Below are 25928 nucleotides of genomic sequence, written 5' to 3' on the forward strand. Positions count from 1 at the left end.
GAAAGCTGATATTAATTAGTAATCAATCAAAATTGAGTAACTGAGATTGAATATCGAAAGATGTTCTTTCAAGTAAGCTACTCTACTTGACTTAAATTACTTGTTATCAATCTTAATTTGATAGCAAGGCAATTTATCGATTAGCTTGTCATCGTACAGCAGGTGTTAACTCACCGCCTAACGCAGAAGTCAAAAGGCTGCTTGGGGTTGTATGGTTAAGTGACAAAGCGTATACGGTGGATGCCTTGGCAGTTAGAGGCGATGAAGGACGTGTAAGTCTGCGAAAAGCTGTGGTGAGCTGACAAAACGCATTTGAGCCACAGATGTCCGAATGGGGAAACCCACCTGTTTACAGGTATCTTATAGTGAATACATAGCTATAAGAGGCGAACGAGGGGAACTGAAACATCTAAGTACCCTTAGGAAAAGAAATCAACCGAGATTCCCCTAGTAGCGGCGAGCGAACGGGGATTAGCCCTTAAGCATTTTATAAGTTAGTGGAAGCCTCTGGGAAGTGGCGCGATACCGGGTGATAGCCCCGTACACGACAACGAATTAAATGTGAAATCGAGTAGGTCGGGACACGTGTTATCTTGACTGAATATGGGGGGACCATCCTCCAAGGCTAAATACTCCTAACTGACCGATAGTGAACCAGTACCGTGAGGGAAAGGCGAAAAGAACCCCTGTGAGGGGAGTGAAATAGAACCTGAAACCGTATACGTACAAGCAGTGGGAGCCTCTTTTATGGGGTGACTGCGTACCTTTTGTATAATGGGTCAGCGACTTATATTTGGTAGCAAGGTTAAGCAAATAGCGGAGCCGTAGCGAAAGCGAGTGTTAACTGCGCGTTGAGTTGCCAGGTATAGACCCGAAACCCGGTGATCTAGCCATGAGCAGGTTGAAGGTTGAGTAACATCAACTGGAGGACCGAACCCACTGACGTTGAAAAGTCAGGGGATGACTTGTGGCTGGGGGTGAAAGGCCAATCAAACCGGGAGATAGCTGGTTCTCCCCGAAATCTATTTAGGTAGAGCCTCGGACGAATTCCATTGGGGGTAGAGCACTGTTAAGGCTAGGGGGTCATCCCGACTTACCAACCCTTTGCAAACTCCGAATACCGATGAGAACTATCCGGGAGACACACGGCGGGTGCTAACGTCCGTCGTGGAGAGGGAAACAACCCAGACCGCCAGCTAAGGTCCCTAAATATTGCTAAGTGGGAAACGATGTGGGAAGGCACAGACAGCTAGGAGGTTGGCTTAGAAGCAGCCATCCTTTAAAGAAAGCGTAATAGCTCACTAGTCGAGTCGGCCTGCGCGGAAGATGTAACGGGGCTAAGCAATATACCGAAGCTGCGGCAGTACAGTTTACTGTACTGGGTAGGGGAGCGTTGTGTAAGTGGATGAAGGTGAACCGAGAGGTTTGCTGGACATATCACAAGTGCGAATGCTGACATGAGTAACGATAATGGGGGTGAAAAACCCCCACGCCGGAAGACCAAGGTTTCCTGTCCCATGCTAATCAGGGCAGGGTAAGTCGGCCCCTAAGGCGAGGCGGAAACGCGTAGTCGATGGGAAACGGGTTAATATTCCCGTACTTGTATAATCAGTGATGGAGGGACGGAGAAGGCTAAGCAAGCCTGGCGTTGGTAGCCCAGGTGAAAGTGAGTAGGCTGAAGAATTAGGTAAATCCGGTTCTTCAAGGCCGAGACACGAGACGAGCTCCCAAGGGAGTGAAGTTGTTGATGCCATGCTTCCAGGAAAAGCTTCTAAACGTATGATTATGTGAACCGTACCCCAAACCGACACAGGTGGTCAGGTAGAGAATACTAAGGCGCTTGAGAGAACTCGGGTGAAGGAACTCGGCAAAATAGTACCGTAACTTCGGGAGAAGGTACGCCCTTGTTGGTGATAGAACTTGCTTCTTGAGCTGATGAGGGCCGCAGTGACCAGGTGGCTGGGACTGTTTATTAAAAACACAGCACTCTGCAAACTCGAAAGAGGACGTATAGGGTGTGACACCTGCCCGGTGCCGGAAGGTTAATTGATGGGATTAGCGTAAGCGAAGTTCTTGATCGAAGCCCCGGTAAACGGCGGCCGTAACTATAACGGTCCTAAGGTAGCGAAATTCCTTGTCGGGTAAGTTCCGACCTGCACGAATGGTGTAACCATGGCCACGCTGTCTCCACCCGAGACTCAGTGAAATTGAAATCGCAGTGAAGATGCTGTGTACCCGCACCTAGACGGAAAGACCCCGTGAACCTTTACTACAGCTTGGCACTGAACATTGAACCTACTTGTGTAGGATAGGTGGGAGGCTTTGAATCGCAGACGCCAGTTTGCGTGGAGCCGACCTTGAAATACCACCCTGGTATGTTTGATGTTCTAACATAGGTCCCTTATCGGGATTGTGGACAGTGTCTGGTGGGTAGTTTGACTGGGGCGGTCTCCTCCCAAATAGTAACGGAGGAGCACGAAGGTTAGCTAATCACGGTCGGACATCGTGAGGTTAGTGCAATGGCATAAGCTAGCTTAACTGCGAGACAGACACGTCGAGCAGGTACGAAAGTAGGTCATAGTGATCCGGTGGTTCTGTATGGAAGGGCCATCGCTCAACGGATAAAAGGTACTCCGGGGATAACAGGCTGATACCGCCCAAGAGTTCATATCGACGGCGGTGTTTGGCACCTCGATGTCGGCTCATCACATCCTGGGGCTGAAGTCGGTCCCAAGGGTATGGCTGTTCGCCATTTAAAGTGGTACGCGAGCTGGGTTTAGAACGTCGTGAGACAGTTCGGTCCCTATCTGGTGTGGGCGTTGGATGATTGAGGGGAGCTGCTCCTAGTACGAGAGGACCGGAGTGGACGAACCGCTGGTGTTCGGGTTGTTATGCCAATAGCATTGCCCGGTAGCTACGTTCGGAACGGATAACCGCTGAAAGCATCTAAGCGGGAAGCCGAACCCAAGATGAGTCATCCCTGACCTTTAAGGTCTGGAAGGGTTGTTGAAGACGACAACGTTGATAGGCAGGGTGTGGAAGCGTTGTAAGGCGTTAAGCTAACCTGTACTAATTGCCCGAAAGGCTTAACCATACAACCCGAAGCGGCTTTAGCGCGAACGGTTGTAGAAAGACAAGCTAAATATTGAAAGTATAAGTCAGAGTAGCATGTTACTCAGTGATTGATTGAATATCAGATTTCCCAAATTGTTATGTTATTAAAGTAAGGCTGACTTGACGCGCAACTGAGCGTACTGATAGTCCTCCTTGCGCAGAATATGAAAAGATATTCTGCACGATAGTTTTTTGCTTGGCGGCCATAGCGACGTGGCACCACCTGATCCCATTCCGAACTCAGAAGTGAAACACGTTAGCGGCGATGGTAGTGTGGGGATTCCCCATGTGAGAGTAGCACACCGCCAAGCTCCTCATTACACGAAAAAGCCCACTCATTTGAGTGGGCTTTTTTCGTATATGCGCAGCATAGCTGCGCTATTCTTATATAGGGAACCTAACCCATCGGATAACAAAAAACATCGGTTGTCCGCACAACAATCAGGTAACAACCCGTCCTTGGTGTAATGACCAGTCGCGCCATCCCTGGCGCGCCGCTCCGGTTGCTGCGAATGTCTGTTGACATTCGGTCAACCTACGCCCCCATGTGACAACGTGGTTGCCAGAGATAGCTCTCGGCACGAAGTGAACTGTCCCTTGCCGGCTACGGAGCTCCTCATTACACGAAGAAGCCCACTCATTTGAGTGGGCTTTTTTCGTATATGCGCAGCATAGCTGCGCGTACGCACATGATAAAATGTAGTGGCAGACTAAACCCAACACATCGTGTAGTTGAGTCATTGCATTCGGAAACATCCATGTTGGTTAGTGCCAGGGCGTACTTCCTGTACGCCCGTTCGTTGCTTTTAAGGTGACGTTAAGTCACCTTAAATTTGCGTTGCAAACCGGAGCCTCACCCATCCATGGCGAGCCGTAAATCACTGACGAGGATACTTAATCCTCGCCCTGGCGTGATTTACCCCCATGTGACAACGTGGTTGCCAGAGATAGCTCTCGGCACGAAGTGAACTGTCCCTTGCCGGCTACGGAGCTCCTCATTACACGAAGAAGCCCACTCATTTGAGTGGGCTTCTTCGTATATGTGTCTCATTCTCAATAGTGTTGACTCTTTGTTCCCGTTTGGGCTAATGCAAACCCACACTTCCATGTGGCGTAGTGCCAGCTCGCACTTCCTATGCTCGCGTTCGTTCCTTTTAAGGTGACGTTAAGTCACCTTAAATTTGCGTTGCAAACCGGAGCCTCATCCACTCCTGGTGTAATGTCCAGCTCGGCCAGCAAGCTGGTCCAGCCCCTTGCAGAGCTCGGGGCGTTCTCACGGAGCAAATGAAACTATTCATTTGCTTATTACCGTGTTCACCCATGCCTTGCGTTCATCGCTTTATTCGCCACATCCTTGTGGCTCACCTGCTGAAGCAGGCCAGCTAAAGCGGTTCAAACTGCTTCCAGACCAGTTTGTCGGCGTGCCACTGGCAGCTCTCGCTCGCAACGCTCATCGCTCTTCACCCAGTGTGGTTCCAACCCCAAGTTACACAATGTGCTACCAGAGATAGCTCTCGGTACAAAGGAAAGTGGCTCTTGTCTGTTGTGGAATTCCCATTTATGAAGAAGCTCTTTTGAAAGACAAAGTTTTTATTAGGTATAGCAGAAGTGTTCTCTGGCGTGCGGTAGGGCATCATCGCATTTATTGCCCGGCCTTCTTGCAATAGCCTTACGGTAAGTAGCCTCAGCAGACTGCTTGGTATCGTGTACTCGATAAGAAATAAAATTGTCGATAATAATTTTAACGAATTTCGTAGCTGTAAGGCGAAGGATGAGCGCTCGGAGTAACCACATATTGATTAGTGACCGGTACAAGCAAGGGAGCAACATCGCGGCCAGGCAATCAAGCAGGGTATGCTTTACCTCGTCTATAATTAGCTGGGTAGGTTATATCGGGGTTTGTATATGATCTCTAGAACCACAGAGGCTTAATGGAAAGGAAAAAGAATCAACGCGGAGTATGGTGAAGATTGGTAATGAACCTAAATCGGCTATCATGAAAAATCGGTAGAGCTACAAAGCAAAAGGGCCTGAAAATTCAGACCCTTAAAAGGAATTACTTATTCTTCAGCTTCTTCTGAATTGCGATATTCCTGATATTCACTGCGTGTTATCCGGTTATCGTCATTTTGATCGATTTCACTGAAAGTTTTGACCACACCGGTTTGTGAGGCTTCTTCTTTAGTAACATGACCATCGCCGTTTTTATCCATCATCTGGAATTCATTACGAGCTACAACATCACCTTTGGGCTGACCCGCTTGCTCACTACTATAGGCTACTTCACCATCATGATCCTGCTCAAACTGGTTGGCAGAGTCCTGGCCATGAGACTTGGCAGCATGTTCCATAGTATTTGCTTTTCGCATACCCTGGGTCATATCTGAGCTGCCTTCTTCAACCGTGGCTGAAACATTATTTTGCTGATAATCCATATCTTCGCGCGACTGCTTGGCGACTTTATCCATGTCAGCTTCAACCCGTGCTTTTGTCATCTGAACTTCATCTTTGACCTTGTCAGAAAACGCGTCGGGGTTGTTTTGTAAGAAAGTCACATACTCATTTTCAGAAAGCGACTTATCACCATTTTTATCCATTTTCGAGAAATACTCGGATACTGGTGCATCGTTAACTTCACTCATTGATACCATTTCGTCGCCATTGGTATCCAGGCTATTAAATGTGCTATCAATTTTTTCCATATGGTGATTGGCAAATGCAGCGGTAGACAATGTGCCTGAAATCACTACGGCTAAAGTTAATTTTTTCATCTGTATCTCCTTTGTCATGCCCCCGTGGAAACTACTGACCGGAGGAAAAATTCACAAAGGGTCATTCACTTACCGTGCCTAATTATAAAATATCAATAAAATCAGATGTATCGGACTGTTTTAAGGGTATTCAGAAACATTGACATGGAAGATCTTTACTCACCGGTTTGCAATTTATTCGTACGATCTGTTTCAAAAGTGATGTGCATAAGCCACAGATAAAAAATCCAATCCCGGGTTTTTATCATTTAATCCGGCATTGGAATAATGCATATAACGCACACTAACCTGAGATGTTTGCTTTTCATTCAGACTAAAGATAAAACCGATACGGTCCTCAAACTGATAATGAGAGCCCATGTCCTTTCCCGCGAACTCCCGGTCATTGACCAGGCTGGCGCCGATACCAAATTCAAAATAAACCGGATAAGATTCAGCGATGGTGCCAATACGTTTTGTCAAAACAGGCGAGACTGATAAGGCAAAGTTACTGGAATGAGTATTGTCATCGCCATACTCCCAAAAATTCATGCTGGCTTCCCAGTAGAGGTTAATTTTTCCAAACCAGTCGGTGGTAATCTCATGGGAAGCCGGACGATAAGCCAGGCGTACGCCTTTTATATCATCTGAGCCCTGAAGATAATCTACAGCCACCGTTTGGGTAGCAGCAAAAACAGGTGAGGCGCCGCCATAACAGCACAAAAAAACAAGCATGGTCAGAACACGTAACATTTGATGGCTCCTGATAATAACGGGTCAGAGAATTAGCAAATGTACGGCCGATTTTATAAGCACTTAAAATGCAAAAGTTTATCTATATTTCATGGCGGTATAGATAGATATTTTTTTGAAAAATAGTCATTAGGTTTGGTATATTTACACAGTGCGAGACGCTGGATATTAAGTTAACTTTATGTAATAAATGAGTTTTATTGAAGCTAATGAAAGTCTCTGGATAACACCGTCAACTGGTCGAGCCATCTGCTTCGGTCCACCAGTTTTCCTGCGATAACATGAATAACCCCTTCAGGGGAACGCTCCAGAATGCCATCTACCTGCAGTATTTTTGCCTGTAAATAGGCTGCTTGTTGTTCACGTGCAGTGGTTTGCCAGATGACGACATTGGTATTCCCGGTATGGCCCTCGATGGTAAAAAAAGTAACGCCTGAAGCCGTCCCGGGGGCCTGCTTACAGGTCACACACCCTAAAATGTGTACCACACTTTTATTCTTTTTTTGGGCTAGCTGCGAGGCAAGGGTAATATGAGGCAGCTCGTGCTGCTGGTGAATCAAAGCGATAGGATGATGCGTTACCGATAAACCCGTGGCAGCGTAGTCCTCCATCATGTTTTGTTCATCAGACAGCTCGCCCGGCAAGGTAAACTGCTGTTGGTTGCTAAATAATGGCAATTCATTTTGTTTATCCATTATTTGCCAGCGAGCCTGATAACGATCGCCGGCGATTGACTTGAAAGCATCGGCACTCGCCAAAGCGGCAATATCATCGGTGCGTAATAGCTTTGACGATCTCAGTTCCTCCACACTGGCAAACCCGGTCGCGGGACGGTTGTTCACCATATGCAACAGGTGTGACTCACTGAGTCCTTTAATCAGTCGAAAGCCTAATCGGATTTGCTGTTGATGGCCTTCAGTCACCAATGAATGATCCCAGTGTGACTGATTAATACAAATGGGAAGTACGGTAAGCTCATGACGCTGGGCATCCTGAATCAGCTGGCTGGGAGTGTAAAAGCCCATGGGCCAGCTATTAAGTAAGCCAACATAAAACTCTGCTGGAAAATAATGTTTCAGCCAGCATGAGACATAGGTGAGTACCGCAAATGACGCTGAATGGGATTCTGGAAAGCCATAACCGCTAAAACCTTTTATTTGATCAAAAAGCTGATTCGCAAAGGCCGGGTCATACCCTTTTTCAAGCATGCCATCCACCAGCTTTTGTCGGAACTGGGCTAAACGGCCATCTTTTTTCCAGCTGGCCATAGCCCGACGCAACTGGTCTGCTTCTCCGCCTGAAAAACCGGCGGCCACCATGGCTAACTGAATTACCTGTTCCTGAAAGATGGGCACGCCCATGGTACGTGATAAAACCTGCTCTACCGCCGGCGAGGGAAACACAACTTTTTCATTTGTCTGTCGACGGCGTAAATAAGGGTGCACCATATCGCCCTGAATGGGACCAGGTCTGACAATGGCTATCTGTACCACTAAATCGTAATATTTTCGGGGTTTAAGACGGGGCAACATGCCCATTTGAGCCCGGGACTCAATTTGAAATACGCCGACGGTATCGGCTTTACAAATCATATCGTATACCTGAGGGTCATCCCCCAGACCGGTGATAAATGGTATCGAGACTTTGTCAGAAAAATGCGGATTGATGAGTCGAAATGCTTTTTGAATGGCGGTTAGCATGCCCAACGCCAACACATCCACTTTAAGCAGGCCCAGCGTCTCCAGATCGTCTTTGTCCCACTGAATCACCGTACGTTCTTCCATGGCGGCATTTTCGATGGGCACCAACTCATACAAAGGGCCGGCGCTGATCACAAACCCGCCAACATGCTGAGACAAATGCCTTGGAAAGCCAATGATTTGCTCTACCAGATAAATAAGCTGACGAACCCGGGGTGAAGCCGGGTCCAGCCCCAAGCGGGAAAGCTGAGACTGCCAGGGCATCGCTTTGTCACGCCGGTTAATATTTTTGATCACATGATCAAGCTGAGTTTCTGCAAATCCAAGTGCCTTACCTGTTTCGCGAAATGCGCTTTTGAAGCGAAACGCGATAACGGTTGCCGCCAGGGCGGTACGCTCGCGCCCGTATTTTGAATAGATGTATTGTATAACCTCTTCGCGACGGTGGTGTTCAAAGTCCACATCGATATCAGGGGGTTCATCCCGCTCTTTAGATATAAACCGCTCAAACAGTACATTAATTTGCCGGGGATCCACCGCGGTAATCTCAAGGCAATAACACACCACTGAGTTGGCAGCGGATCCTCGTCCCTGATAAAGAATGTCCTGGTCTCGGGCAAACTGGACCACATCGTAAATTGTTAAGAAAAAATATTCATAGTGTTGTTCCTGGATAAGCTGCATTTCTTTTTCGATAATCGCCCGAATATCGGACGATGGCTCCCGGCCAAAACGTTTCTTAATCCCTTTTTCTACACAGTGGCGAAGATAAGACTGGGCGGTGTAGCCTTCAGGAATAATTTCAGCAGGATATTGGTAACACAGCTGCGATAGGCAGAACGTACAACGTTCAGCAATATCTACCGAGGCCTGCAGCCATTTTTGGGGATAGAGTTTTTTTAGCTTGTTCACCGGCTGTAAGCCTCGCTCAGCATTGATCTCAATCCGGGTCCCTAACCGTGCTACCGTGGTATTTTCGCGAATAGCATGCAAGACCTGCTGTACGGGCAGGCGATCGCTGTGGTGAAATAAGGCCTGTGAAGTGGCGACCACAGGCAAGTCAAACATAGCTTCAAGACGCAGGATTTCTGACCAGGCGGTTTCATCTGAGCCATCGAGGTGACGGCTGGCACCCAGCCAGCAGCGTTGGGGCATGTGCCGGCTCAGCCACTGACCCCAGAATGTATTGACCTGTGAACAAGCCCCGGGTAACCAGATAGCCAGACAATGCTGAATCGATTTTAAGTCCCACTCGGCCAGTTGATACTCGCCTTTGGCAGAACGCCGTCGGGCATTGGTAATAATCCGGCATAGCTCGGTATAGGCCTGTTTATTCGGGCATAAAAGCACAACCTCAAAATCTTCGTTTAGGACCAAACGACTGCCCACAATTAATTTGACCGGTAAGTTATGGCGTTTTTTTTCGGCGTAGGCACGCACCACCCCGGCCACAGAGCATTCATCGGTAATCGCCAGCGCCTGATAACCTAAAAAGGCGGCACTGGCCATCAGTTCTTCGGGATCAGAAGCACCGGTTAAAAAGCTAAAATTAGACTGACAGACCAGCTCAGCAAACATCAGCAGTACCAGCCCTGAACAAACCATTCATTTTGAGGCGACCTGAACACCGACAGCCGGCGCCCGTCGGGGGTACGGGCAATGAAATAATCGCGCTTTTGGATGTCGTTATCCCACCACCCGGCATGAATGCGGACGGGCCCATACTCAATATGACAATGCTCGTTAAGCGGCTGACACGAGAACAAATACACCGAGGGTACGGCGGCTTTAAAAGCAGATTCGACCCGGGGTGGGTTGGCGGTGTGGTGGCTTAGCCGATGGTCATCACCGCCTACTGGGGTGCTCACCGCCGTTGCCCCCAGGCGGGTTTGCAAGCGGCTGATCAATTGGTTTTGAGCAAAGACATGCTGACGGTTGTGAAAAAAGTCTCTGGTTTGATCGCTGATCTCTTCAAGCTCATCGACCTGTAACTTCAGCTGAATAACCGGCGCAGGCAGCGTCAGGGTTTCGAGTTTGAGCTGTACCAAACTTTGCCATTGGGCAAATTGCGACAGGGGCGCGGCGGCCTGAACCACCATCGGCTGGGGCGGCAAGTCCCGAAACAGTAATGTAAACGGCAAACATGAGGTCAGCTTATTGCGTAACCTGGCGTAGGTAACAAACTCTTTCAATAAAGCCTCTAACCAGGGCGCCAGCCGGACCGATTCGCTGATTTCATACGATGGGGTCAGGTGTGCTGAAAAACGGTCCGGCGGATGATAGGTAACTCGGGCAGGGGTAACTTCTGCGCGCAATGCATATAAGTAACTAATAAAGGCATTATCAAAACGTTTGCCTATTTCGGTAACGGGCAGCTCTAATAAGCGTGATAAAGTATTAATGCCCACCCGCTCCAATGCATGGCGTTGTTTGGGCGATAGCTCTAAGGCTTCCAGCGAACAAGCCTGCAGACCAGAACGGATCTGGTCAGGGGTCGCCAGCAAGAGGTTCAGCCGCTGGTTGGCCAGGACCTTGGCAGCCTCTATGCTCCAGGCAGAGGCAAAATGGTAGTGCACGCCCGCCTGGTGCAGTTCGCGGGTTAAGGTGGCCCACAGACAATCAAGGTCCCCGTAATATTTGACTAATGTATCAAGTCTGATGGCGAGTCCATCAGGCGCACATACCACAATATCTGCCGCCAGTTCATACAACCGGTTGGCCAGGGCGCTAAGACGCTGAGCTTCATGTTCCGCCTGATAATCAATAATCTGCAAATTAGGACACAAAGCTGCCGCTTCCGCCATGCCCATTTGCGGTCGCAGACCAGCCTGGGCGGCGCTTTGATTCACCTGCACCAACTGATTGGTGGTGTCCGCATAGACCACCGTCGGCAAGGGCTCAACCTCGTTGATATGGTCCGCCAGGAGATCAAGGGTTAGCTGATAAAAATGAAAATAGGCCCACAACATGGTCTTTAGCCCACCTGCTCAGCCAGGGCCTGTAACGCGGCGCTATTATTCATCGCCCGGTAAATTGCATGGTTGGTGGGCGTATGGGTAAATTCAATACAAACCTGGCGGCCGGCCCAGGAACCGGTATTTTTGTGTACGGTTACCCTCAGGCCCGGGCCGCTGGGGGCTAGTTCAATATCCAGAGCTACCGGCAATGCACAAAGTGCCCTTGCACTGGATTCATACAGCAAGCAAAGGGTGTTGTGCTGGGCCGCCGCCACCTGTAACCGGCGGGCTTGTTTGGCATCGATACCCTGCTGCCACACGATGACCAGATAACATGCCTGGCTTTTCAGGCATTGTTCAGTTGCCCATAAACAGTGTTCAGAGCTTTGCGGATAAATGACCTGGGTAGTCGGAGAATCACTTTCTGTAGTCTCAGGACTGGGGTTAACCGATGCCTGCATCTCAGAGAGCCAGTTTTGGTGAATTTTTCCCGGTGGATTAATAAACGCCAGCAGTTTTTGCTGAGGGTTATGAGCAATTAAATGTCTGAATACACTGACTTCACCTATGGCCCCGCGACTACGCACCCTCACCAGGCCTGAAGCCGGAAAGCCCCCAGCAAGTATTGAATTGAGGTCCGGGTAGCCGGTATCAACACGCGCAATGGTGTGATGTGAAAAAGCGTCACTGGCTCGCCATAGCTGTGGATGCTGGTGTAGTAAAGAGATCGATTGAGTCATAAGTCACCTGTATGTATATACAGTATTATAGGCAGTCGTTGACCGCTGACAAGACCCAATAAAAAAATCGCCGCTAAGTATGTAACCTGGCGACGATTTTTTATTAATTTATGTTCATATTACTAAGGCTGAGGTGGCTTTCCCACGGCGGCATAACTGAGGGTTTCGCAGGCACTGATAAACCCCTCCGGGGTGTTTTTGGCCCAGGCCATCCGCACCTGACTTGGCTGTTGCTGAAGAAACGCTCGCAGGTCTTCCATGGTCAGCTCATTGTGATTGTTGAGCTGCCGGTTCACCGCTTCCTCAGTGGTATTGCTATGTTGCCAGCAATCCATGACGATATCGGTAAACCGGGTGGTAAGAAATCGCAAAACCGATTGTTGCTGACCGCTAATCAGGCCTTTTGCCGCGGCGGTTTCGATGTTTTTCGCGTAGACCTGTTGCAGGCGCAGCACTATTTCGCCTAACCCACTTAAGGCCTGATTGGCCCGGATTGTCTGGCTTTTAGTGCTGCTGCGAAGTGACGTAACTTCCTGCTGTAAGGTTTGGATGCGCAGGGCAAAATAAATCAGTAACAGCACTAAAATTCCGATAATACCAGCGGCCAGCATACTTACTTTCCTGGCTGTTTATGTTGGATAAAATCGTCAATATTCTGCTCTAAAACAAACAGCGGAACAGAGCCATGGGCCAATACCGCGGTATGAAATTCGCGAATATCAAACTGCTCTCCCAATGCCTGTTCGGCTTTGCTTCGCAACTCCTTGATTTTTATTTCACCAATTTTATAAGACAGCGCCTGCGCAGGCCACGAGATATAGCGGTCAATTTCCGTTTTAATATTGTGCTCTGAAAGGGCGGTATTTTTCATCATATAATCAATGGCCTGTTGCCGGGTCCAGCCAAACATGTGCATGCCGGTGTCGACGACCAACCGACATGCCCGCCACATTTCATAGCTCAGACGACCAAAATGATCATAGGGGGTCTTATAGATGCCTGCCTCAACCCCCAGAAACTCAGAGTACAGCCCCCAGCCTTCCCCGAAGGCTGAAATATAGGTTTCCTGTCGCACGGCAGGTAAGTTCTTCATTTCGCTGGCCAGCGAAATTTGCAGATGATGGCCAGGTACCGCTTCATGTAAGGTCAGGGCGGGTAACGCATACAACGGCCGCTTATCCAGCGCATACGTATTTACCCAGTAATAGCCCGGTTCGGTGTCATTAGCCGCATGAATGTAACGTCCGGTGGTGTATTTTGGCGCAATATCTTCAGGCACCGGCGCCACGCCATAAGGGGTGCGCGGCAAGGTTTCAAACAGTGCAGGCAGGGCGGCATCGGCGCGCTTGGCGATATAAGCAGCCTGTTTCAACAACGCTTCGGGGGTGCTGGCATAAAACTGCGGGTCGGTGCGCAAAAAATGAATAAAGTCGTCGATGCTGCCATCAAATTCTAATTCATCGACAATTTTTTGCATGGCCCCGCGGATACGTTTGACCTCACTAAGACCAAGCTCGTGGATCTGGCGGGCACTCATATCCGTGGTGGTGTAATGTTTGATTCGATTGTTGTAATACGCTTTGCCCTGGGGCCAGTCGGCCGCCGCAATGGATTCTCGCGCACCAGGAATATATTGCTGTGTTAAAAAGTCATGATACTGCTGATACGCTGGCACAATCTGATTTTCAATAATGCTGGTGGCTTGCTGACGAAAGTCTCTGGCCTGAGCCTGGGTGATAAATGCCGGAAACGACGTAAATGGGCTATAAAAGATACTGTCACTGGCCTTTTCAACTAAAAAGGGGGTGACTGAGTCCTCGTAATCTTCTAACACGGCTTTAGGCTGAGTATAGCCTTGTGCTAGTCCGGCTTTCATATAGGCAATATTTTGCGCCATATAACCGCTGATGCGTTCAAGCCGGGTGATATATTGTTCATAATCTTTAGCGCGGCTAAAGCGCGTGGCCTGGGGCAGGGTGGCCAGGGCACTGTGAAAACCATATTCAGAGGTAAGAGGAACTTTGTACGCCTCAAAGCGGTACTGATCAATGTCATTTTGTAACCGGTATTGCTGCATCAGCAAGGTGATTTTTTGTTCTTTCGACAAATTTTCAGGGTCGATTTGCTGAGTCTGCTCTAAGAAGGTGGTGTATTGCTGATGCTGTTGTTTAAGAGCTTCGGGGGAAATATCTGCCGGTCGCTGTTGCTGGAGGGTGCTCTCGTATTGCCAGATTTTATCTATCAGGGCATCAAAAGCCTCATTGGCAGTAGCAGGAACGGCAAAACACATGGCCAGAGGCAAACTTAGCCGGGCCAGGGCAGAAATAACACAACGGTACATTTTCATCATAATAGCTTCCGGGCTCAGACGCCCGGAACGCAGTAAACCAGGCTAATCTCTTTTGGGTGTGTATATCGGATTGGGAAACGCCGTCACATTATCCGCTAATCGTGAAATTTTTGCGGTTCCCTGTTTTTTCACTGCATCTATTCGTAACACATTATGCATCGGAACATAAGTTGTTGTCACATCTGCAAATTCAGACTTGAGCTTTTCATGGCTTGGATCCACTACCACACTCGTGTGGGCATCCCATACAAATTCGCCTATTTCAACAAAACCGAATAAGCTTCCCTGAGCAACCTGTTTTACATACACCTCATAACGTTCCCCATTACTGACAAACTGCACACGGTATAAAGGCTCTGAACTACTCATATGTCACCTATTTTAATATCGATACGATTAATATGGGGACTGGGCAGGATTTTTTAAGCGGATAGGATTAAAAATATCACCTGCCTGGTCTGTTGGTAGTGAGCGTGTTCATTAATTGCAGATGGTCGCGTGTTTACGGTAATGAACGAAAAGCCTGACCGGGTATATTTGTTATTCAGACGGTCTGGTATACCATCAGTCATTCACAAAACAACAACATCACTAACGACTATGATAAAAAAACTATTATTAGGCGCAATGGTATCCGCCATTAGCACCGCCGCGGTAGGGCATGGAGCCGCCTCGTCATCTTTCGAGCCGGATACAAACCGGATCAAATCACATTTGTTTTTCCTGGCCGATGATTTACTGGAAGGCCGTGATACTGGCTCTCGTGGCCATGATATCGCCTCTTTATATATTGCTACCGAATTTTCAAAATACGGCCTTAAGCCCATGGGTACCGATGGCTATATGCAGTCGGTTGAGTTTCGTAAGGCGATGCTGGAACAAGAGTCCCCGGAATTTACCCTGAGCACCGATGAGGGTGAAATCTCATTGTCTTACCCTAAAGAATATCTGACCGGACCGAGCCTGCTCAATACGGCGAGTCAAGTCAGTGGCGAACTGGTCTTTGCCGGTTATGGGATTGTCGCTGATGAGCTGGAACACAACGACTATCAGGATTTGGACGTGGAAGGCAAGATTGTCGTCATTTTGTCTGGTAAGCCAAAATCTTTTCCCAGCGAAATGGGAGCGCACCTTGCTTCAGGCTCTCAAAAAGCGCGCTATGCCGAAGATCGCGGAGCGATTGGGATGATTTCCGTGACCACCCCAACCGCTGAAAAAGTGCGTCCCTATCAGTCTCGCTTAAGCTATATTCATACCCCGCGTCTGGCGTGGCTGAATGAAGACGGTGAGCCAGCCAACGCCTTCCCACAGTTAAAAGGTTCTGCCTTTTTGAGTGAAGGTGCCGCCCGCCAGTTATTTAACAATGCGCCGGTATCCCTTGATGAGATTTATGCTCAGCTGGAACAAGACAAAGCCCCTAAAGGATTTGCGCTGCCAGGTACCGTGAGCATGAGCAAAAAAAGCAAACATTCGCAAATCACCAGCCCCAATGTAGTCGCGGCGCTGGAAGGCTCTGATCCCGAGCTAAAAGATGAATACGTGGTATTTTCGGCCCATTCTGATCACATCGGTTTTGCCAAAACAGTAAAAAAAGACAACATCAACAATGGTGCTATGGATAACGCCTCTGGGACGGCGGTGATGCTTGAAACCGCCCGTTTGTTTAGCCAGATGGAGCAAAAGCCTAAGCGTTCCATTTTGTTTGTGTCGGTAACCGGCGAAGAAAAAGGTCTGCTGGGCGCCGATTATTTTGCCCATAACCCTACCGTACCGGTAGAAAAAATGGTGGCCGACGTCAATCTGGACATGCCTATTTTAACCTATGAGTTTGCCGATGTGATTGCCTTTGGAGCAAGCCACAGCGACATGAAAGCCTCGGTAGAAAAAGCAGCAGCCAATGCCGGTATTGAGTTAAGCCCGGACCCATGGCCAGAACAAGCTCTGTTTACCCGCTCTGATCACTACGCATTTGTAAAACAAGGCGTGCCCTCGGTGTTTTTGGTTCCCGGTCTGAAATCAAAAGATCCGGAAGTGGATGGCAGCAAAGTGTTTGGGGAATTTTTATCCACCCATTATCACAAGCCCAGCGATGATACCAACCAACCCTTTAACTGGGAGGCGGCCCGTACCTTTGCAGAAGTGAATGCACAAATTGGTTATACCCTGGCCACCCAGGAACAAAAGCCAAAATGGAATGACGGTGACTTCTTTGGGGAAACCTTTGCCAAAGATCGTCAGTGAGTAAGTCTCAGGTTAAACGACGCTGAATAAAAAAGCCCCCTGACAGTTAGGGGGCTTTTTTGATGCTTTACAGAAAATGTCTTACAGGAAGGTTTGTTTGTAGCATGCCCAGTGCTCGGAAAATTGTTCAGTAGGCTTACGGGTAAAGCCACTGCGGATAAACATATTGATGCGGCCATCGACATAACATACAAACATATTGGCCAGGACGGTTTCATCAGCCGAAAGGTCGCGTCCTTCACGAAGCTTACGTTCACGCAGGACCTGCTTAAACTGGGTCTCAAGCCGCTCGAATAACTTAGCGATGCGTGCGCGCAGCCGTTCTTGCTCACCCAGCAGAGCGTCACCATTGAGGATCCGGGTAATGCCTGGATTTTTTTCAGCAAAGCCCAGCAACAAATGCAAAATCATCTGACACCGAGTGCTGGAGTCTTTTTCTTCATTTAAAATTTTATTGATGCGAGAAAACAAGGTGTCTTCAATAAATTCAATCAACCCTTCAAACATCCGGGCTTTACTGGGGAAGTGACGGTACAGGGCCGCCTCGGAAACTCCTACTTTTTCGGCCAGTTTGGCAGTGGTAATTCGTTGACCCGGGCTGGATTCCAGCATGCCAGCCAGCGCCTGAAGAATTTGGGCACGGCGATTCGTCTTTTTTACAGCAGGCATAAAGCGACTAATTCCTAAGCTATGGGCATTCACCCATTCCATGTACAAATAACCTAATAAAGGCAACGATTGTGGTTAGAACGTCTTTATATCGACCAGTAACGGCTTAGTTTGACGTTTTCTTATTAAATTGTGTTGCTACCAGCGACAACAGTTCTGCAGCCAGTTGCACTTTGGGTTGGGGTGGCAAATGATGCTCACCGTCACGCCATATTACGTGCAACGCATTGTGGTCGCTATTAAAGCCTAATCCGGCTGTGGCGATATTGTTCGCCGCAATCATATCAAGCTTCTTGAGGTTCAGCTTACTACGGGCGTAGTGCTCAACATTCTGACTTTCGGCGGCAAACCCCACCGTAAATGGCGGCGTTGGCAAATTGGCTACCTGCTTGAGAATATCAGGGTTTTTCACAAAAGTAAGGGTTAACTCATCATCCTTTTTCTTAATCTTATTGTCGGCCACCGTTGCGGGCCGGTAGTCAGCGACTGCGGCGGTAGCAATAAAAATATCGCACTGCTGAACCTGTTGCATCACTTCGCTGAGCATTTGGGCGGCGCTGGTGACAGGGATTTTAGTAATTCCCGGCGCCACGCCAAGGTTGGTGGGGCCGCTGACCAGAATGACCTTAGCATTTGCCTGCGCCGCCACCTGGGCCAGGGCATACCCCATTTTTCCTGAGCTGTGATTAGACAGGTACCGGACCGGGTCCAGCGCTTCTTGGGTGGGACCGGCGGTAATTAAAATCGTCTTGCCAGATAAATCCGGCAGCGCCGGGCCGGGGGCTGAATTTTTCAGGTACTGAACAATCTCTTCAGGCTCACTCATGCGTCCGTAGCCGGTGTCCCCACAAGCCTGGGCGCCACTGGCTGGACCCACAAATTCAACCCCGCGAGCCGCCAACACCGAGCGGTTATGCACAGTCGCCGTCGCCTTCCACATTTGCTGGTTCATGGCCGGGGCTACCACTATCGGCGCGCTGGTGGCCAGGCATAAGGTGGTGAGTAAGTCATCGGCAAGCCCGGTGGCAAGTTTAGCCATGATGTTGGCGGTGGCCGGTGCAATCAGCAAAATATCTGCCCATTTAGCCAGCTCAATATGGCCCATGGCGGCTTCAGCTGCCGGGTCCAGCAAGCTATCGTGAACCTGCTCCCCAGACACCGCCTGTAACGACAAAGGGCTGACAAATTCTTTGGCCGACGCCGTGACCACCACTTTGACAATGGCGCCCTCGGCGGTCAGTTTACGTACCAGATCGGGCGTTTTATAGGCGGCGATGCCACCGCTGATCCCCAGCAGAATTTTTTTATTGTGAAGTTGCATAGGTCAAAAGAATAGCGCTTGCGAATAGCTCAAGCCTAACACGCAAGCTGATGGACCGGTAGTTTGATAAACGCGTACAAAGGCCAGTTTTGCTTTACTGCCCCGGGGCGTATAACACCATGACTGTGTTTTTTAAGGCATTACTGTATGCGAATTCAAGATCTGCCGATTGCCGAGCAGCCCCGAGAAAAGCTGTTGTGCGCTGGGCCCGAAGCCATGAACAATACCGAACTGCTCACCGTATTTTTAGGCAGTGGTTCACAAGGGTACAGCGCGGTACAGCTGGCTCGACAGTTGCTGATAAAATTTTCTACCTTTAGTCACCTTTTTACCGCCTCGGCAGAAGAATTTTGCAGTATCAATGGGGTAGGGATGGCGCGCTACCTGCAATTGCAGGCAGCCAATGAAATGGTACGGCGTATGCTTGAGGAACCATTGCAACGTCAGCATATTTTTACCGAAGTGAGCCAGGTTAGCCAGTATCTGGTAGCCACCTTCAAAGGGGTAGAACAGGAAATATTTGGTATGCTGATGCTGGATAGCCAGCATCAGCTTATTGTCTATAGGCCTATGTTTTTTGGTACAATTAACAGTGCCGCTGTGTACCCCCGGGAGCTGGTAAAGCAGGCGTTGAAGGAAAATGCGGCAGCAGTGATTCTGGTGCACAATCACCCTTCGGGGGTGCCTGAGCCCAGCCATGCCGATGTTGCTCTGACCAGGGAAGTGGTGGCCGCGATGTCGCTAATGGACATCACTGTGCTGGATCATTTTGTGGTCGGAGAAAATTTAACCGTTTCTCTGTCACAGCGGGGATTGATGTAATGTAAAAGGGCGGTTATACTGGTAAATAGTCGAATTCTGACCTGCTTTGTTATATTGCTGGGATGGATTTTTAGTAAATACGACGAAGCTTTGTTTAAAGTATGGCCAATAGTGCCCTAATGCTTTAGCATGGTGAGTTGGTGGAATTTTGAAAGGACCATTATGAAAAAGTCATTAGTTTCATTGATTGTGGGTGCTGGCTTAGCTTTTTCTGCTACAGCTCAGGACCAGTCTGGCTCAACTGAAAGTGCCAACGGTAGTGTTACCACTGGTGCCATCGCAACTGGTGTAGTTGCTGTGGGTGTATTGGGTGCTGTAATTGCGAATAACCGTGGCTCTGCTGATATCCCGGAAGATGACATTCCTGGTGGTAACGGCTGTAACGGTGATGATGAGCTTAACGCTGACGGTTTCTGTGTAGGTACAACCGACACAGTAACAGGTACTGCGACAGCTACTACTATGACCTCAGTAACATTTACTTACGCACCTGCTGCATAAGTGATTTGATACTGTAAATCAAAGCCGCCTGGTGCGGCTTTTTTTGTTTCTGCAAGACCCTTTTTAGCCACAAGACCGCCGTATTTCTTCATGAATAAATTCAGTTTTTTAAAGATAGCAGCCGGTGTTTTGCTTGCCCTGCTACTGGTAGCGTGCTCGTCTACCAACCAGGCGTATTACAATACACTCAAGCTCGCCTTAGAGGCTAACGAAGCTCAGCCTGTCACCCTTGAGCAAGTCACCCAAAGTCAGGCCGACCTGCTGCAAGTCACTATTGGCGACCGGCCCCAGGCGTTATTGGCGTTGGGGTATATCGAAAACGGCTTAAACAAATGGGTGTCCGCTGACCAGGCGATTATCAAAATCCACGATGGGGTCATTGTGGCCACCGAAGGATTTAAACAGGATTTGTTGTATACCAGCAATTTGGAAAACAATCCGCTTAGTGATACCGGCATGGTGCGGTTTTCGTGGCCACGGCAGGTGGATATTGAAACCATCGGCTATGGCCTCACCGTGAAGAGCGAGTGGCAAGCGCAGCAGCAGGAAGCGCTGACGATTCTTGGCCATACCTTTGAGACCCAGAAAATTACCGAAACCGTCAGCTTCCCTAAGACCAGTCCCTATCTGGAAACACAGACTCAGTGGCAAAATACCTACTGGTTAAATCAGGACAATGGCGAATTGCTGAAGGCTTCAGTAAAAAGCATGCCAATGGCTGAGCGTATTGAGATGGTCTATTTGAGTCGGGCGGCCCGAAGAATTGCCCCCCAGGAGTCTTCACAATGAGAGTGTTAATCTCGGTAATGCTGGCGCTGGTGGCAACCTTCAGTGTGGCAGAGGTCAGTATAAAGCTTAATAATCAGCAATACCGGTTTCAACAACCGGTACGTTTGTCGCAGGTGTTGTCGATAGTGGCTGATAACCAGAACTGGTATTGGCCGGCGAGCGGATTTTTTCGGTTAGATGAAAGTGTAGAGCCGCAACGGGCCGAAGTCCTTAATCTAATCGACCAGCTGGTGATGGAGCTGGAACCCAGCGATGAGCGCGCCATAGGGTTACAGGCCCTGCGTCAGCAGATAGAAAGCTGGAAGCTCGCTAAGCGTATCCAACGGCCGGTGAACTACGATCTGGCGCGGGTGAATATGGCGCAGAATCCAAAGCTGTTGGACGGCAAATATTTAATCACCCTCAGCCCGCGACCCGACATGGTGTATCTGAGCGGGCTGGTGAAAACCCCCGGCCCTTATCAGCACTTATCCGGCGCGAATGTGCATCAGTATATTCACAATATAACCTTGCGGGCCGATGCGGAACCCGACTTTGTGTATGTTATTACCCCCGCTGGCGAAGTTCAGAAAGTCGAAACCGCCTACTGGAACCGTGAATATGTTCAGCTTATGCCTAAAAGTCAGCTGTATGTACCCATTTTTTCTTATCTTCTTACCCCTTCGCTGTCTGAGCTGAATCAGAAAGTGGCGGAGCTGGCTGTACATAGGGTGCTGTAATGTTTTCATGTAAACCAACCTCTCTTTCTTTATTGATCGCGAGCACCTTTGCGGCGACCGCCAGTGCTCAGCAGACCAGCGATACCTTAGCTGTAAAGCCCTCGCAAATGGTGCAGGGTGGGGCCGGGCTTATTCAGACGCCGACCTCCAGAATGCGGCCTGAGGGTGAGCTATCATTAAACTACACCGATAATGATGAGTACCGTTTCTGGACGGTAAGTATGCAGCTATTTCCGTGGATGGAAGCTACCGCCCGTTATACGGATGTGCGGACCCGTCTGTACAGTAATGTCGAAAGCTTTAGTGGCGACCAGACCCTTAAAGATAAAGGGCTGGACGTAAAGTTCAGGTTATTGGAAGAAAGCTTTTATTTACCGGAAGTGTCGGTGGGGTTCCGGGATATCGGGGGCACCGGTTTTTTTGAAAGCGAACATGTTTCTGCCAGTAAAGCCTGGGGCCCGTTTGATTTTCACCTGGGCATGGGCTGGGGATACCTGGGGACCGCTGATGACTTGACCAACCCCTTTTGTGAACTGCGTGATAGCTTTTGTACCCGGCCCGGCGGCTTTGGCGGCAACGGTGGCAAGGTGGATTATGATCAGTTCTTTAAAGGACCGGTAGCCCTGTTTGGTGGTCTGGAATACCAGACCCCGTGGGAGCCGCTGACGCTCAAGCTAGAGTATGAAGGGAACAACTATACCCAGGACCGGGCCGGACGCTTAACGCAAGACTCACGCTGGAATGCGGCGGCAGTGTATCGGTGGAATAATTTCGATTTTACGGTGAATTATCAGCGTGGCAATACCGTAGGTTTTGGTATTACCTACAATTTTAATATGAACACCTTCAGTCAGGTTAAAATTGATCAGCCGCCGCGCCCTATCGTACATTCGAAGCCGCCTGCCACAGCCGCCGACATTGACCGGGCAGCATTGTCCCGGGGGCTGCGCTCTGAAGCGGGCCTGGTGTTACATGATGTGCGTATCGAAGACGATAAAATTACCGTGTATGGCCAGCAAACCGCCTATCGCGATTTGGTGGAAGCCACCGAGCGAGCGGGCCGGGTCCTGGCTGATGAATTGCCAAACACGGTAAATGAGTACCGGGTGGTGGAAACGAACAGCGGGTTGCCGATGACCACCACCGAAATTGATGCCAGTGCCTTTAAAGCCGTTGCCCGGTATGAAGGGGTCGAAAGCAAGATAGAAGACAGCTACACCCGTCTTAGCCCCACCGCTGAAGATTTACAGCACTACGACCCTAACGGCGTGGCGGGGCTGGGGTACTCGGCTGATTTTTTCTATACCCAGAGTTTTGGCGGGCCGGAAGATTTTTATCTTTATCAGGGCGGGCTTATTTTAAGTGGCAGCTATACCCTGAATGAAAATCTGGGGCTGTTTGGCTCAGTGCGCACCACCTTGTTTGACAACTACGATAAGTTTAATTACACCATCGATAAAGCCGAGTCGACGCTGCCCCGTGTGCGTACCTACATTCGCGAGTATATCTCAGGGTCTGATGTGGCCCTGGATACCTTGTATACTCGCTGGATAGACAAGGTTGATGACAACTGGTATGCCCAGGCGTATGGCGGCTATTTAGAAACAATGTTTGCCGGCGTGGGCGGCGAAGCATTATACCGGCCGGTAGACAGCAACTTCGCCTTTGGGGTGGATGTAAACTATGTTCAGCAGCGCTCGTTTGAAAATGATTGGGATCTGTTCGACTACAAAGCCTTTACCGGTTTTGCCACCGCGTACTGGCGGCCCGACTTTTTGCCCGATACCCGGCTATCGGTCAGCGCCGGACAGTTTCTGGCAAAAGATAAAGGGGTGAACATTGATTTTGCCAAGCGCTTTGATAGCGGCATTGTGGTAGGGGCCTACGCCGCCTTTACCGATGCGTCGGCCGAAGATTATGGTGAAGGCAGCTTTACCAAAGGCTTTTATATTTCGGTGCCGCTGGATCTGTTTATATTGCAACCGGCCAAAGGCAGCGGTCGCTTCCCGTGGGTGCCTATTTCCCGCGATGGCGGTCAAATGCTGAACCGGCCGTCGCAGCTGATTAATATTACCGCGCCACGCTCGCCGTTTATGGAGTAGATCTGGGTGGCCATGCCGGTGCGGATAAGCGTTACCGGTATAAGTTAATCGTTACCATAGAAATTGTTGATGTGCCGGTGGGCTGATATCCCCCGTGCGCATTGAGGATAGACCATGAAAATTCTGCATGTACTGATTTCCAGGGTTTCTCTGCCCCCGGTTAAATACGGAGGTACTCAGCGTGTTATCTGGGCGCTGGCCCAGGCACAACAGGACCAGGGCCATGAGGTTCGGTTCTTGTGGGGAGATGCCCCCAGCGTCCCGCCGGGGACCACCATCGCCAAAAAAGGACAGGCACTGGATCCATTAATCGGAGACTGGCCGGATATTGTGCATTTTCATCGCGCGCCCGATGAAGCCATTAGTAAGCCCTTTGTGGTCACTGAGCACTTTAATGCCGGGGGCCCGCAAACCTATCATCAAAATACCATTTTTCTATCGCGACAGCATGCCAGCATCCATAATGCTCAGCGCTATGTTTACAACGGGCTGAACTGGGCGGATTATGGCAAGCCGGAATACTCACCGACCGGTAAGTATCTGCACTTTCTGGGTAAAGCCCGGGTGGCCACAAAAAACCTGTCCGGGGCCATAGACGTGGCTCGGCAGGCGGGCCAGAAGCTGGCGGTACTGGGTGGGCCGCGGATAAAGCTGGGTCGCGGTGGTTACATTCATTTCGCGCGCAATGTGTCTTTTAAGGGCATGGTGGGCGGTGAAACCAAAAACAATCTGATTCGTCAGTCCCAGGGGTTACTGTTGCCAGTTCGCTGGCACGAGCCCTTCGGGCTGGCCTATACCGAAAGTTTGTATCTGGGGTGTCCGGTGTTTGCCACACCCTATGGCGCGATCCCGGAAATTGTCAGCGAACCCGAAGCCGGTTTTTTATCAGCATCAGGCGCTGAGCTGGCCGAGGCTATCACCAATCTGTCGGGTTACAACCGGCGTCTGTGCCATGAACTAGCGGTGGAGCGATTTGGGCATCAGCAGATGGCGAAAGGGTATGAGGCATGCTACCAGCAGGTGTTGGATGGCCAGCCGTTGCATCAAAATGCCCCGTATGCCACTGAAGATCTTACCGCGTTGCTACCCTTTACCGCACAGTGAGGGATGATCAAAACCCAGCGTTTCGCGATCATGGATAAAAAAGCCGCAGAGATCTTTTACTGTGGGCGCTGGATAGGGTAGAATCCGGCGCCGGGATCTGAAACAGATCCACACATTTTAGGGTCATTTGCCAGGTTTTTTTTCTGGTTGCCTTGTATTTGGAACAGCTTTGCTGTATAAAATGCGCCCTCTTATTTATAGTATTAACGTCATTTGACCCAGTGACTAATGAGTGGTGGGATCGATTGGCGCGACAGTTATCGTTGTTCTGGAGACAAATACATGTCAAAAGTATGTCAAGTTACAGGTAAGCGTCCTACGGTTGGAAATAACCGTTCGCACGCAAGAAACGCGACCCGTCGTCGCTTCTTACCAAATCTTCACTCTCACCGTTTCTGGGTTGAGAGCGAAAATCGTTTCGTTAAATTGCGTCTGTCTGCAAAAGCCATGCGTATTATCGACAAGCGCGGCATTGATGCAGTATTGACTGACATCCGTGCTCGCGGTGAAAAGATCTAAGGAAGCCTGAAAATGCGTGATAAAATCAAACTAGTTTCATCAGCAGGTACTGGATTTTTCTACACCACTGATAAGAACAAACGTAATATGCCTGGCAAAATGGAGATCAAAAAGTTTGATCCCGTAGTGCGTAAGCACGTTATGTTCAAAGAGGCCAAAATCAAGTAATAAAACTTGCTTTTGTCTCCACGAAAACCCGGCTTTTGCCGGGTTTTTTGCGTTTAGGCTTGTGACTTTACAAACGTCGTATTCCTGATAACTTTTGATGTCATCCTCTTTTTGGCGAGACAACAATCCATGGCAAAAACCCGCTTATCCTCCAAAGCCATGAATAATGTGGTGATCTTTGCCATGCTATTCATGATTGTGTTGTTCAACTTAGAAACCTTTTTGCCGACGTCCCCAGCCCCGCAATCCCGCCCCCTGATTGCCCCAAATGCTTATTTACTGCGTATTGAGCAGGACAATTTTAAACTGGAGCGAGCCGGTCAGAGCTGGCGTCAGAGCCAGTTAACCCAGGCTACGTCAGTGAGCCCCTCGCAACAGGTACAAGCCTGGAAGCAAGGGTTTCTGGTGCCTGTGTCGCCGGCGCCCACCGGCCTGAGTAGCGATTCGGCCTATATTGTGGTGGTATGGCTGGCTGGTCAGACCGAAGGACAGGTCTATGCGTTTTACCCGCAGGCAGAAGCAACCCTGGTGCTGGTGGATGAGCAGTGGTTTGAGCTGGAAGGCACCAGCCTGGGCCAGCTGTTACCGTGGAATAGCCCCTGATTATTA

Annotated in this window: 20 protein-coding genes and 2 rRNA genes; 12 read left to right on the plus strand and 10 right to left on the minus strand. The window is 49.5% G+C overall.

Translation table 11 applies throughout. The annotated features are described in order from the left end of the window. Positions 1-213 precede the first annotated feature (213 nt). A 23S ribosomal RNA gene (locus tag IT774_RS16840) occupies positions 214-3094 on the plus strand. A 215-nt stretch (positions 3095-3309) separates the two neighbouring features. After that, positions 3310-3425, plus strand: a 5S ribosomal RNA gene (gene rrf / locus IT774_RS16845). 1749 nt (positions 3426-5174) lie between these two features. On the opposite strand, the gene IT774_RS16850 is transcribed toward rrf, so the two are convergent. The 8 genes from IT774_RS16850 to IT774_RS16885 form a co-directional block, all read right to left on the minus strand. Then, the gene (locus IT774_RS16850) at positions 5175-5885 is read right to left on the minus strand and encodes a hypothetical protein (protein ID WP_195810785.1); all 711 of its coding nucleotides are present in this window, start codon (positions 5883-5885) and stop codon (positions 5175-5177) included. Positions 5886-6077: 192 nt separating this feature from the next. Next, entirely contained in the window at positions 6078-6617 is a 540-nt protein-coding gene (locus IT774_RS16855) for an acyloxyacyl hydrolase (protein ID WP_195810786.1), read from the minus strand. A gap of 206 nt (positions 6618-6823) precedes the next feature. Continuing rightward, the gene (locus IT774_RS16860; RefSeq protein ID WP_218958934.1) at positions 6824-9922 is read right to left on the minus strand and encodes an error-prone DNA polymerase; all 3099 of its coding nucleotides are present in this window, start codon (positions 9920-9922) and stop codon (positions 6824-6826) included. Further along, positions 9895-11286, minus strand: a complete 1392-nt coding sequence (locus tag IT774_RS16865) for a Y-family DNA polymerase (RefSeq protein WP_195810787.1) — start codon at positions 11284-11286, stop codon at positions 9895-9897. The genes IT774_RS16860 and IT774_RS16865 overlap by 28 nt, the downstream gene beginning before the upstream one ends. A gap of 5 nt (positions 11287-11291) precedes the next feature. Beyond that, the gene (locus tag IT774_RS16870) at positions 11292-12014 is read right to left on the minus strand and encodes a hypothetical protein (protein WP_195810788.1); all 723 of its coding nucleotides are present in this window, start codon (positions 12012-12014) and stop codon (positions 11292-11294) included. A gap of 122 nt (positions 12015-12136) precedes the next feature. Next, positions 12137-12625 (minus strand): hypothetical protein, encoded by a 489-nt coding sequence (locus IT774_RS16875; RefSeq protein ID WP_195810789.1) that lies wholly within the window; start codon positions 12623-12625, stop codon positions 12137-12139. Positions 12626-12627: 2 nt separating this feature from the next. After that, complete coding sequence (locus tag IT774_RS16880; protein WP_195812345.1) at positions 12628-14355, minus strand: DUF885 domain-containing protein; 1728 nt, start codon at positions 14353-14355, stop codon at positions 12628-12630. A 51-nt stretch (positions 14356-14406) separates the two neighbouring features. Next, positions 14407-14733 (minus strand): DUF1820 family protein, encoded by a 327-nt coding sequence (locus tag IT774_RS16885; RefSeq protein WP_195810790.1) that lies wholly within the window; start codon positions 14731-14733, stop codon positions 14407-14409. Between the two features lie 231 nt (positions 14734-14964). On the opposite strand from IT774_RS16885, the gene IT774_RS16890 reads away from it, so the two are divergent. Then, positions 14965-16605: a M28 family metallopeptidase gene (locus IT774_RS16890; protein ID WP_195810791.1), complete on the plus strand. Its 1641-nt coding sequence runs from the start codon at positions 14965-14967 to the stop codon at positions 16603-16605. Between the two features lie 81 nt (positions 16606-16686). On the opposite strand, the gene slmA is transcribed toward IT774_RS16890, so the two are convergent. After that, the gene (gene slmA, locus IT774_RS16895) at positions 16687-17274 is read right to left on the minus strand and encodes a nucleoid occlusion factor SlmA (RefSeq protein ID WP_195810792.1); all 588 of its coding nucleotides are present in this window, start codon (positions 17272-17274) and stop codon (positions 16687-16689) included. A gap of 106 nt (positions 17275-17380) precedes the next feature. After that, positions 17381-18595, minus strand: coding sequence for a bifunctional phosphopantothenoylcysteine decarboxylase/phosphopantothenate--cysteine ligase CoaBC (gene coaBC, locus IT774_RS16900; protein ID WP_195810793.1), 1215 nt, complete (start codon positions 18593-18595; stop codon positions 17381-17383). Positions 18596-18742: 147 nt separating this feature from the next. Here coaBC and radC point away from each other — a divergent pair, with 147 nt between their 5' ends. The 9 genes from radC to IT774_RS16945 all read left to right on the plus strand — a co-directional run bounded on the left by radC (position 18743) and on the right by IT774_RS16945 (position 25922). Further along, on the plus strand, positions 18743-19417 hold the full coding sequence (radC, locus tag IT774_RS16905) for a RadC family protein (protein ID WP_195810794.1): 675 nt from the start codon (positions 18743-18745) through the stop codon (positions 19415-19417). Positions 19418-19579: 162 nt separating this feature from the next. After that, entirely contained in the window at positions 19580-19918 is a 339-nt protein-coding gene (locus IT774_RS16910; RefSeq protein ID WP_195810795.1) for a hypothetical protein, read from the plus strand. Between the two features lie 90 nt (positions 19919-20008). After that, the gene (locus IT774_RS16915) at positions 20009-20707 is read left to right on the plus strand and encodes a YjbF family lipoprotein (RefSeq protein WP_195810796.1); all 699 of its coding nucleotides are present in this window, start codon (positions 20009-20011) and stop codon (positions 20705-20707) included. Continuing rightward, entirely contained in the window at positions 20704-21426 is a 723-nt protein-coding gene (locus IT774_RS16920; RefSeq protein ID WP_195810797.1) for a capsule biosynthesis GfcC family protein, read from the plus strand. The genes IT774_RS16915 and IT774_RS16920 overlap by 4 nt, the downstream gene beginning before the upstream one ends. Further along, positions 21426-23528 carry a YjbH domain-containing protein gene (locus tag IT774_RS16925; RefSeq protein WP_195810798.1) on the plus strand — a complete coding sequence of 701 codons (2103 nt, stop codon included), beginning with the start codon at positions 21426-21428 and terminating at the stop codon, positions 23526-23528. Before IT774_RS16920 ends, IT774_RS16925 begins: the two co-directional genes overlap by 1 nt. A gap of 114 nt (positions 23529-23642) precedes the next feature. Then, positions 23643-24632, plus strand: a complete 990-nt coding sequence (locus IT774_RS16930) for a glycosyltransferase (protein ID WP_195810799.1) — start codon at positions 23643-23645, stop codon at positions 24630-24632. A 282-nt stretch (positions 24633-24914) separates the two neighbouring features. Further along, the gene (rpmB, locus tag IT774_RS16935) at positions 24915-25151 is read left to right on the plus strand and encodes a 50S ribosomal protein L28 (RefSeq protein WP_195810800.1); all 237 of its coding nucleotides are present in this window, start codon (positions 24915-24917) and stop codon (positions 25149-25151) included. Positions 25152-25163: 12 nt separating this feature from the next. Beyond that, the gene (rpmG, locus tag IT774_RS16940; protein ID WP_013786148.1) at positions 25164-25319 is read left to right on the plus strand and encodes a 50S ribosomal protein L33; all 156 of its coding nucleotides are present in this window, start codon (positions 25164-25166) and stop codon (positions 25317-25319) included. Positions 25320-25448: 129 nt separating this feature from the next. Continuing rightward, a complete protein-coding gene (locus tag IT774_RS16945; protein WP_195810801.1) occupies positions 25449-25922 on the plus strand; it encodes a hypothetical protein in 474 nt (157 codons plus the stop codon). Positions 25923-25928: the final 6 nt, after the last annotated feature.

It is taken from the genome of Salinimonas marina (genome assembly GCF_015644725.1).
In the GTDB taxonomy this organism is placed as follows: domain Bacteria; phylum Pseudomonadota; class Gammaproteobacteria; order Enterobacterales; family Alteromonadaceae; genus Alteromonas.

What these genes read in the sequence shown, in the direction of transcription:
- IT774_RS16910 (WP_195810795.1), top strand. Translation starts at nt 19,580, where the DNA reads ATGAAAAAGTCATTAGTTTCATTGATTGTGGGTGCTGGCTTAGCTTTT.
- IT774_RS16920 (WP_195810797.1), top strand. Translation starts at nt 20,704, where the DNA reads ATGAGAGTGTTAATCTCGGTAATGCTGGCGCTGGTGGCAACCTTCAGT.
- coaBC (WP_195810793.1), bottom strand. Translation starts at nt 18,595, where the DNA reads ATGCAACTTCACAATAAAAAAATTCTGCTGGGGATCAGCGGTGGCATC.
- IT774_RS16855 (WP_195810786.1), bottom strand. Translation starts at nt 6,617, where the DNA reads ATGTTACGTGTTCTGACCATGCTTGTTTTTTTGTGCTGTTATGGCGGC.
- IT774_RS16945 (WP_195810801.1), top strand. Translation starts at nt 25,449, where the DNA reads ATGGCAAAAACCCGCTTATCCTCCAAAGCCATGAATAATGTGGTGATC.
- radC (WP_195810794.1), top strand. Translation starts at nt 18,743, where the DNA reads ATGCGAATTCAAGATCTGCCGATTGCCGAGCAGCCCCGAGAAAAGCTG.
- IT774_RS16860 (WP_218958934.1), bottom strand. Translation starts at nt 9,922, where the DNA reads ATGGTTTGTTCAGGGCTGGTACTGCTGATGTTTGCTGAGCTGGTCTGT.
- IT774_RS16925 (WP_195810798.1), top strand. Translation starts at nt 21,426, where the DNA reads ATGTTTTCATGTAAACCAACCTCTCTTTCTTTATTGATCGCGAGCACC.
- rpmG (WP_013786148.1), top strand. Translation starts at nt 25,164, where the DNA reads ATGCGTGATAAAATCAAACTAGTTTCATCAGCAGGTACTGGATTTTTC.
- IT774_RS16880 (WP_195812345.1), bottom strand. Translation starts at nt 14,355, where the DNA reads ATGTACCGTTGTGTTATTTCTGCCCTGGCCCGGCTAAGTTTGCCTCTG.
- IT774_RS16885 (WP_195810790.1), bottom strand. Translation starts at nt 14,733, where the DNA reads ATGAGTAGTTCAGAGCCTTTATACCGTGTGCAGTTTGTCAGTAATGGG.
- IT774_RS16865 (WP_195810787.1), bottom strand. Translation starts at nt 11,286, where the DNA reads ATGTTGTGGGCCTATTTTCATTTTTATCAGCTAACCCTTGATCTCCTG.
- IT774_RS16870 (WP_195810788.1), bottom strand. Translation starts at nt 12,014, where the DNA reads ATGACTCAATCGATCTCTTTACTACACCAGCATCCACAGCTATGGCGA.
- slmA (WP_195810792.1), bottom strand. Translation starts at nt 17,274, where the DNA reads ATGCCTGCTGTAAAAAAGACGAATCGCCGTGCCCAAATTCTTCAGGCG.
- IT774_RS16850 (WP_195810785.1), bottom strand. Translation starts at nt 5,885, where the DNA reads ATGAAAAAATTAACTTTAGCCGTAGTGATTTCAGGCACATTGTCTACC.
- IT774_RS16930 (WP_195810799.1), top strand. Translation starts at nt 23,643, where the DNA reads ATGAAAATTCTGCATGTACTGATTTCCAGGGTTTCTCTGCCCCCGGTT.
- rpmB (WP_195810800.1), top strand. Translation starts at nt 24,915, where the DNA reads ATGTCAAAAGTATGTCAAGTTACAGGTAAGCGTCCTACGGTTGGAAAT.
- IT774_RS16890 (WP_195810791.1), top strand. Translation starts at nt 14,965, where the DNA reads ATGATAAAAAAACTATTATTAGGCGCAATGGTATCCGCCATTAGCACC.
- IT774_RS16875 (WP_195810789.1), bottom strand. Translation starts at nt 12,625, where the DNA reads ATGCTGGCCGCTGGTATTATCGGAATTTTAGTGCTGTTACTGATTTAT.
- IT774_RS16915 (WP_195810796.1), top strand. Translation starts at nt 20,009, where the DNA reads ATGAATAAATTCAGTTTTTTAAAGATAGCAGCCGGTGTTTTGCTTGCC.